Genomic DNA, 7,925 nt, shown 5'->3' with positions numbered 1-7,925 from the left:
ACCGATACCTCACAATGGGTGGTTTAGTTTCGACAGCAGCGGACCCCTCCTCCTGACCCATTGTCCAACCTTGATGTCCATTCCCCTGGCCTGAGATCCTGTGTCTCCCCATGCCCACCCTACAAAAACTGCACTGCCCGAGCTCCTTGCACCGGCAGGTTCTCCCGAAGCCCTGCGGGCTGCGATTGCTGCCGGTGCCGACGCCGTGTACCTGAGCGGGAAACGGTTCGGGGCACGGAAGTTCGCTGCCAATTTCTCGGATGCGGAGATCGAAGCGGCGGTGCGGTACGCCCACTCGTACGGCATCCGTGTCTATGTTACGGTGAACACGCTCATCTCCGACCGCGAGCTCGATGGGGTGCTTGAATACCTCTCATGGCTCTGGTCCATTGGCGTGGATGCGGTCCTAGTGCAGGACACCGGGCTTGCCACGCTGGCACGCGAGTTCCTGCCTGACCTCCCACTCCATGCATCGACCCAGATGACGATCCATAACAGCGACGGTGTCCGCTGGGCCGCAGAGCTGGGATTGTCGCGGGTCGTCCTTGCCCGGGAACTTTCGCTGTACGAAGTGGCGCGGATCGCGGAGGAGACACGCGACACCGGCACCGGGCTCGAGGTCTTCGCTCACGGCGCACTCTGCTACGGATACTCGGGCCAGTGCCTCCTCTCGTCCGTGATCGGTGGACGGAGCGGGAACCGGGGCATGTGCGCCCAGCCGTGCCGGAAAGCGTATGCACTGGTGCAGGGGGAGACCGATGCCTATGGCAGGCCGGAGAACCTGGCGGAAGTCACGCTGAAGGAGAAGTATCTCCTTTCGCCAAAAGACCTCTGCACGTACCAGCACCTGCCAGACCTGGTCAAATCTCCGGTTGCATCGCTGAAAATCGAGGGGCGGATGAAGTCGCCGGAATATGTTGCCATTGTCGTTTCCACGTACCGGCGGGCCCTCGATGCCATCGCAACAGGAACCTGGGAGCCGTCCCGGGAAGCGTACCGCGATCTTCTCATGGCGTTCAACCGGGAATTCACGGAAGGGTACCTCTTCGGTGACCGCTACGGGAAGCTGATGGGCCGGGATGCCCCGGACAACCGGGGGCTTGCCGTCGGGCGGGTAGAACGGTACGACGGGAAGAGCAAAACGGCATTTATCCGGCCGTCCTGTCCCGTCACTCCCGTGCCCGGGGACGGTCTCCTCATCACCCTGCCGGGGGAGGCGGGTCGTGAACTCGGATTTGCGCTGAACACCGCCACAACTGTATCCCCCCGGGGATACCTTCTCCCGGTCCCGGGGCCGGTGCCGGAAGGCTCGCTTGTATACATCACATCCTCTCCCGGTTTCGATGCACGGGCGCGGAGGATTATTGCAAAACCCCCGGAGGACCTGCTGCGACAGCTCCCTGCCGTCATCGAAATCACGATCAGCAGCAGCGGGTCTGTTGCCATTGAAGGGACGGTGACGCGCCCCGATGGGAAAACTATACCGGTCTTGTACCGGCCCGATCAGGCGCTGGAGCCGGCCACAACCCGCCCCCTCATAGCCGGCCAGCTGGAAGAACAATTCAGGAAGACGGGGGGCACACCGTTTGTTGTCCGGACATGTACTATCCATTACGAAGGCGGCCTGTTTGCTCCTATGGCCATCCTCAATGACATGAGGAGGGAGTTCTTCCGCAGGGCGGGCGATCTGCTCGCTGCATCGTACCGCCCGGCTCCCGAAGAGATCGGGAAAATGCGGGAAGCCCTGAAGGCCCGGAAATCCGGTCGTTCCCTGCCTGCACGCAGCGTTCGCGAAGATGCTGGCAGGCTCCGGGTTGCGGTGATAGCTGATACACCGGACAACGTCATTGCCGCACGCGACGGGGGCGCCGATGCCATCCTGTTTGAACCTGCCGTGCTATCGGAACGGCATACCTGCGGGAACAGGGTTCCCGGCGATTTCTTCCGCATGCAGATCCAGGAGGCACTGGATGCCTGCCGGGATACTCGTACACGGTTCATCCTTAAACTCCCCCGCATCCTGCACGATTGCGAGATGGAGAAGGTCCTTGCTGCGATCAGGGATGCAGAACAGGAAGGGCTCGCGTTCTGCATGTCCGAAAATCCCGGCACATCGCACGCAATCATACACACCTGTCCCGGTATAGCCCTTCACGGCGGTGCCGGGCTGAATATCTTCAACCATGCAGCAGCCACCCGGAGTGTCCCGCAGTACATCCTCCTGACGCTCTCGCCCGAGTTGTCCCGCACAGACATCGCGGAACTTACTGCATCTGCCGCAGGCTGTGGGGAGGTCCCTGAGTTTGCCCTCATCGTGCAGGGAAACAGCGAGGCGCTGGTGACCGAAGACTGCATCGCCCGCCTCGTGCGCCAGTGCCGCGGCGACCGGGGCAGGTTTTTTGCGCTCCGGGATGAGACCGGGCGTATCTTCCCCCTCCATGAGGCTAAAGACTGCCGGACTCGGATCGTGAATGCCGCCGAACTCTGCCTCATCGACATGCTCCCGGATATCCGTGATGCGGGCATAACAGAGATTGTTATCGATGCACGGTTCCGGCCAGCAGCGTACGCACTCGGGATCACCCGCCTGTACCGCGAGGCTGCCGATGCACTCGGAGAAACCGGGTCACCCGGGAAGGGAAAACTGCAGGATCTGAAGGAGCGGGCAAAAGCCCTCTCGCTTGGCGGCATCACGGCCGGCCACTTCCTCCGCGGGCTGAAGGAATAACCTGACGGGACCTAAGCTTCCTGCTGCAATTCCAAAAATTCATCATTCCCCAGCCAAAAGGTGTAATTATTCATCTGGAAACAGAGCGGAGGACGATTGGCATGGCATCACCACTGATTCTTGTTAACTTAAAGACGTACAAGGAAGGGATGGGCAACCGGGCCCACATGATCGCACAGGCTGCGCAGGCCGTCAGCCAGGAAAGCGGCGTGACCATCGGGGTTGCCCCGGGATATATCGACCTCCACCCCCTCTGCCACCACTTCTCCATCCCGGTCTACGCCCAGCATGTCGACGGCTGCGAGCCCGGTGCGAACACCGGGCATACCACCGTGGAGGCAATCCGGGCAGCCGGTGCGGCAGGATCCCTCGTCAACCACTCCGAACGGCGCCTGACCATCGCCGATATCGAAGCATCGGTCCGCGGCCTCCGAAACCAGAAACTCATCTCGGTTGTCTGCTCGAACAACGAGAGCACGAGCGCCGGTGCTGCAGCCCTTGCCCCCGATTACGTTGCCATCGAACCCCCGGAACTGATCGGCAGCGGGGTCTCGGTCTCGAAGGCAAATCCCGAGATTATCAAACGGTCCGTGGCTGCCGTCCATGCCGTGAATCCGAATGTCAAAGTACTCACCGGGGCCGGCATCCAGTCGGGAGAGTGCGTAAAGATTGCCGTTGACTTCGGAACGGATGGCGTGCTCCTTGCCTCAAGCGTGGTAAAATCAAAAGAACCGGCCGCGGTCCTCCGCGACCTTGTATCAAAACTCTGAACCTTTTTTAAAATTGACAGGGAGCAGGGTTACTTCAGGAAGAGGTACCAGACTCCCACGATGATGATGAACAAAACAACGCCGATCCCGATTACCGTCATGCTGCTGATCTCGGATGATTCTTCCGCCATCTAAAACACCTCATCGCGGTCAGGTTACCACGATAATAATCGCTTGGTAATATACGTTAAATACTTTTGTGTGGTACAGCACCCTTTTTTTCTGAAATGGTGCCCGTTTTACTGAGAAAAGAAAAGGAGAGAACGACCGGCCTTTTCACATAATGAGGGAGATGAGGTCGTGCTTGGTGATGACCCCCTTGACGATCCTCCCGTCAACAACGAGCACTGCATGGTTCTGCTGCAGGATGTTCACGACGGTCTCAACATCCATGTCGGGAGGAACGGTCGGGAAGCCAGGCTCCATGAAGTCCCGGACAAAGAAGAGGTGGGTCTTGTGAAGGCGCTGCTGCTCGATAGCCTTGACGATGACCGCCTCGGATATGCAGCCCACCGGGATGCCGCGCTCGATGACCGGCAGCTGGGAGATATTGTTTTTCTCGAAGATCTCCACGGCACGGCTGATCGCGTCCTGCGGCTGGACCGAGAGGACCGGAATGTGCATGATCTGTGCAGCGCGGATCTTCTTTGGTTCCGCGCTGTTGAGGACGACAATGATCTTGTTGAGCGTGCTGACCCGGGGGTCGACATTGCCTGCTTCGATCCGCGCAACCATGGACTGGCTGATGCCGGCGCGTCTCGCAAGTTCGGTCTGCCGCATGCCAAGCGCCTCGCGGCGTGCCCGGAGTTCCTCGGGAGTTGGTACGTGCATTGCTGATTACTACTGGTTATAAGATGATATCAACCTTCCCCCGGAACCGGAACACGCGTGCAACTCTCCCATAAAACATCACGAATCCAGCGAAGAAAAGCGGTGTCCGGAACCAGGGGCCTGCGTATCTGCCTATTATTGCTAGTGATTTTTTTCCTGTTCCGGCAGGGTCTTCTCCCTCCGCATGCATAATTCTTTTAAACCTCTGCTGGTAAAGAGTTGGTAACGATAATCCGGCGTCCTGATGCCGGATTAGTGTTCTCTATGACAGAGTCCGAAACAAACGATGAGGATGAAGAGAACCATCGGTGGTCCTCTTTTGTAACCGGTAGAGATGCTGACTGTTTTTTCTGCGGGCAGGGCAGACTCGGGACCCCTGCGGCGATTCGGGAGCGGATCATCCCATGAACACCCGACTCAACGGCAGCAACCGCGGGGGCGCTGCGAGCATTCCCCCGGTTCCCGGCTCCTGCGTCCCGCTCATTAGGCCGGACACCCTGCTGCCGGCAGCAACCGCAGCAGAATCCCTGCCATCCCCGGCACGCCATCCGGCACGGGGAGCAGCGGCAAGAAAGGAACCCTCCCTCTCGCGTGACGCGCTCTATACGGTCTGGCGTGACCATGTCCTGCACGTGGTGAGCGCGAACTACTCGTACAAGTCCGAACCTTATTACACGATCCTCCGCCTCGAACTCGAAGGAAAGCCCGTGCTGCCGTCCAGTGCATCTGTCATCGACGCTTACGTTGTGCCGGTCTGCCTCGAGCAGGCACACCTTGCCGGCATTCCGGTCTGCGAATGGGGCATCTCGCAGGCGTATACCCCCCTTCCTGCCATCCTCTACGGGCTCAACTACTATGCAACAGCGCTGGAATATGCTGTTGTCCGGGATACCCTGAAGGCAAAGGAGTTCGTGAAGCATATCACCAACCGGGGGAAGTATCCTTTCTGCTACCAGAAAATCTCTGAAGAAGCGGAGATCGGGTCCTGCACCGCCATCTTCGGCAGGACTGCGGGCAGGTGCAGTCGCGTTACGGATCTGGCGCGGCAGGTCTATGAACTCTTCCATATACCGCTTGTCACCATCGTGTACGTCCGAGCCGGGGAGCGGTACCTCCTCTCCTCGCTCTCGCCGGTCAAATCCTCGCATCTTACAGATGAAGAGCGCTCGATCCTTTCTGCCTATCTTTCGCAGCAGGAGTTCCTATGAGCCGGCTCGGGATCTTTGTTGACCGGAAGACTTTGTCGAACGCGGAGCAGCTGGGCGCCCTCATCCGGTGCCGTGATGTGGCAGAGAAGATGGGAAATGATGTTGACTTCATCTTCCCGGTGGACATCGGCAAGATCCAGAAAATGGACGCGCTCTTCATCCGTGCACGGACCGACCCGATGAATGTCACGTTCGTTGCCGCACGGATGGCCGCGTTCCACAACATACCGGTCATCGATGACCCGCAATCCATCCGGATCTGCTCGGACAAGATCAACATGTACTCCCACCTGATCCGGGCAGGAGTCGCACTCCCGAAAACGGCCTTCCTTGCTAAGCAGGACCTGACCGTTGAGTGCGTCACCCGGCTCTTTGACGAGATGGGCTCACCCCTCATCCTCAAGGAACCCTCGACATCGTTCTCGCTCCGGGTCGAGAAGGTGAACGACATTGCCGGGTTCTTCCGGGTTGCACGACGGTTCATCCGGCTCTCGGACTGGATCGTGGTCCAGCAATACATCGAGAGCAGATACGACTGGCGGGTCGGGGTCCTTGACGGGAAACTCCTCTATGCCTGCAAGTATACCATCCCCTCGGTAACCTTCAAGATCCAGGCATCGGTGAACGGGCATATCGTGTACTGTGGGGTCGAGAGCGTGCCGGAAGAGGATGTCCCGCCCCATGTCCTCAGGCTCGGGATCGAGGCTGCAAATGCCATCGGACACGGGCTGTACGGGGTTGACATCAAGAATACGAACGGCGACGCGTACGTTATCGAGGTGAATGACAATCCCTCCATCGAGAGCGGGGAGGATGACTGCTATCCCCGCGTTTTCGAACAGATCGTAGACCACCTCACTGCCTGATGATACCATGACTGACGACTGGATGACGCGTGCGGAGGCCATCTGCATGCATTGTGGCGGGCACTGCTGCAATGGTGCACAGCCCCCGATTTCAGGAGACTGTTACCGGAGGCTGATCGCTCAGGGAGTTCCTGACGCAGTATTCGGGCAGGAAGGGTACCGCTTCGTAAAGACGCGGGATGAGGGGACCTGCATGCTCTGCAAAGCGGGGAAATGCAGTATCCATGCCATCAAGCCGGAGACCTGCATTGCCGGCCCGTTCACCTTCGATGTTACTGGTGACACCATCGGGATATTCCTGAAATACGAGACGATCTGCCCGCTGGTACGGCTGTTAAAAGAGTTCCCGGAAGCATATGACCGGCAGTATGCCGCAGCAGTCAGGAGCATCACCCGCCTTGTTATGGACTTGCGCGAGAATGAGCTGGCCGCAATCTGCCAGATCGAGGAACCTGATACGGAAAAAGTCGCGGAGATCCCGCGCGTATACCCGGTGCAGCATGACGATCGGCACTGAACACGAATTTTCCCTCAACGACAGCGGGTTCCACCCGCTCCCGGTCTCCGACCAGATTGTAAAAGAGATCTGCGGCAGCTATGAGAGCGAGATTTTGTTCGGGGACATCAGGCTTGGAAAAGAACTCCAGAAGACCGTGATCGAGATGGTCCCGCGATCACCGGCAGAGGAGATCGCGGCGCTGGAAACGCAACTGACAGGAGGCCTGTCACGGTTTTACCGGATCTACGGCAACCGGTACCGCCTCCTCGGTCTCGGGATGCACCCGACAGCCCGGGTCAGTGAAATCCCGGTCTGGGACCATGACGAAGGGGAGTATTATCGTGTTTACGACCGTCTCTTCGACATCCGGCAGCACGGGTGGCTGAACATCCAGGCCCTCCAGATCAATCTCTCCTTCCGGGACAGCAGGGAACTGATCTCCCGGTTCAACCGGATTCGCTCCCTGCTCCCGTACCTCATTGCGGTCACGGCCTCATCGCCGGTAGTGGAAGGGAAGCTGACCGGGTCCTGCGACAACCGGCTCCTCTTTTACCGCCAGAACCAGAAAGAGCTCCCGGCGATATGCGGCGGGATCATCCCGGAAAAGATCCGGACCGTTGCCGATCACAAACGCCGGATGGAGAGCATCTGGCACGAGCTCCGGTCCTGTGATGCAGGGATCCTCTGCGAGGAATGGGTGGACTCGTCCGGTGTCATCGTGCGCTTCTCCAGGAAGTGCCTGGAGATTAAGGCGCTGGATGAACAGGAGTCGATCCATTCCGCTATGGCGTTCGCCGCGTTTGTCCGCCCGCTCCTGCGGTGCCATTCCCTGCCGGTGGAGACCGGGCAGGACGCGCTGCTGGACATCACAGAGCGGGCAATCCGGCAGGGAACAGCAGGGATGAAAGTCGAACTGCGGCAGTTGTATGACCTTGCGTGGCGGAACGCGACTCCTGATGAACGCGGATACCTTCCGGTAGTCCGGGACCGGATCGAGAACGGGAGCCTTGCAGAGAGGATCGC

Annotated in this window: 7 protein-coding genes; 6 read left to right on the top strand and 1 reads right to left on the bottom strand. The window is 59.2% G+C overall.

All coding sequences use genetic code 11. The features are described 5' to 3' along the window. Positions 1-100 precede the first annotated feature (100 nt). Positions 101-2,728, top strand: a complete 2,628-nt coding sequence (locus tag CW742_RS03990) for a DUF3656 domain-containing protein (protein ID WP_292416772.1) — start codon at positions 101-103, stop codon at positions 2,726-2,728. A gap of 101 nt (positions 2,729-2,829) precedes the next feature. Continuing rightward, positions 2,830-3,498, top strand: coding sequence for a triose-phosphate isomerase (tpiA, locus tag CW742_RS03985; RefSeq protein ID WP_292416769.1), 669 nt, complete (start codon positions 2,830-2,832; stop codon positions 3,496-3,498). A gap of 276 nt (positions 3,499-3,774) precedes the next feature. On the opposite strand, the gene CW742_RS03980 is transcribed toward tpiA, so the two are convergent. After that, positions 3,775-4,329 carry a CBS domain-containing protein gene (locus CW742_RS03980; RefSeq protein WP_292416766.1) on the bottom strand — a complete coding sequence of 185 codons (555 nt, stop codon included), beginning with the start codon at positions 4,327-4,329 and terminating at the stop codon, positions 3,775-3,777. Between the two features lie 404 nt (positions 4,330-4,733). On the opposite strand from CW742_RS03980, the gene CW742_RS03975 reads away from it, so the two are divergent. The 4 genes from CW742_RS03975 to CW742_RS03960 form a co-directional block, all read left to right on the top strand. Beyond that, entirely contained in the window at positions 4,734-5,537 is an 804-nt protein-coding gene (locus tag CW742_RS03975) for a RimK-like ATPgrasp N-terminal domain-containing protein (RefSeq protein WP_292416764.1), read from the top strand. Further along, a complete protein-coding gene (locus CW742_RS03970) occupies positions 5,534-6,403 on the top strand; it encodes a RimK family alpha-L-glutamate ligase (RefSeq protein ID WP_292416761.1) in 870 nt (289 codons plus the stop codon). The genes CW742_RS03975 and CW742_RS03970 overlap by 4 nt, the downstream gene beginning before the upstream one ends. A 7-nt stretch (positions 6,404-6,410) precedes the next feature. Then, positions 6,411-6,920: a YkgJ family cysteine cluster protein gene (locus CW742_RS03965; RefSeq protein ID WP_292416758.1), complete on the top strand. Its 510-nt coding sequence runs from the start codon at positions 6,411-6,413 to the stop codon at positions 6,918-6,920. Beyond that, positions 6,904-7,925: glutamate-cysteine ligase family protein (locus CW742_RS03960; RefSeq protein WP_292416754.1), on the top strand; the 1,022-nt coding region annotated here is incomplete at its 3' end. The genes CW742_RS03965 and CW742_RS03960, both read left to right, overlap by 17 nt.

Origin of the sequence: Methanoregula sp. (assembly GCF_002835825.1) — an archaeon.
Lineage (GTDB): Archaea > Halobacteriota > Methanomicrobia > Methanomicrobiales > Methanospirillaceae > Methanoregula.
The sequence above is the reverse complement of the archived record's forward strand: the minus strand, read 5'-3'. Positions and strand labels throughout refer to the sequence as shown.